Annotated in this window: 1 protein-coding gene; it reads right to left on the reverse strand. The window is 38.9% G+C overall.

Annotated features, from left to right (window positions below):
* The coding region (locus SB689_RS24385; protein ID WP_410694589.1) for a hypothetical protein at positions 1–229 on the reverse strand (229 nt) is incomplete at both ends.

A 229-nucleotide genomic window follows, 5' to 3' on the forward strand; every position in this document is an offset into this window, starting at 1 on the left:
CCTTATGGCATCAAATGAATAGGAAAGCTGTAGTATACTAGGTTTTACAGCAGACGAATGATTGACATTCGTTAAGAATCCATTGCCATCATAGGTGTTGTTCACGTCTGCTTCTCCTAATTTCTCTTTTAGTACTTGTCCTTTGGCATTGGTTTCTTTCAGCTGCCAAAGAATCTTCCCTGCATTTCTATCCTTAATCTGGTAAAGATCCCCATTCCAGGTATTGTAT

The sequence above is a fragment of the Chryseobacterium sp. SIMBA_038 genome (genome assembly GCF_046535115.1).
Classification (GTDB): Bacteria; Bacteroidota; Bacteroidia; order Flavobacteriales; family Weeksellaceae; genus Chryseobacterium.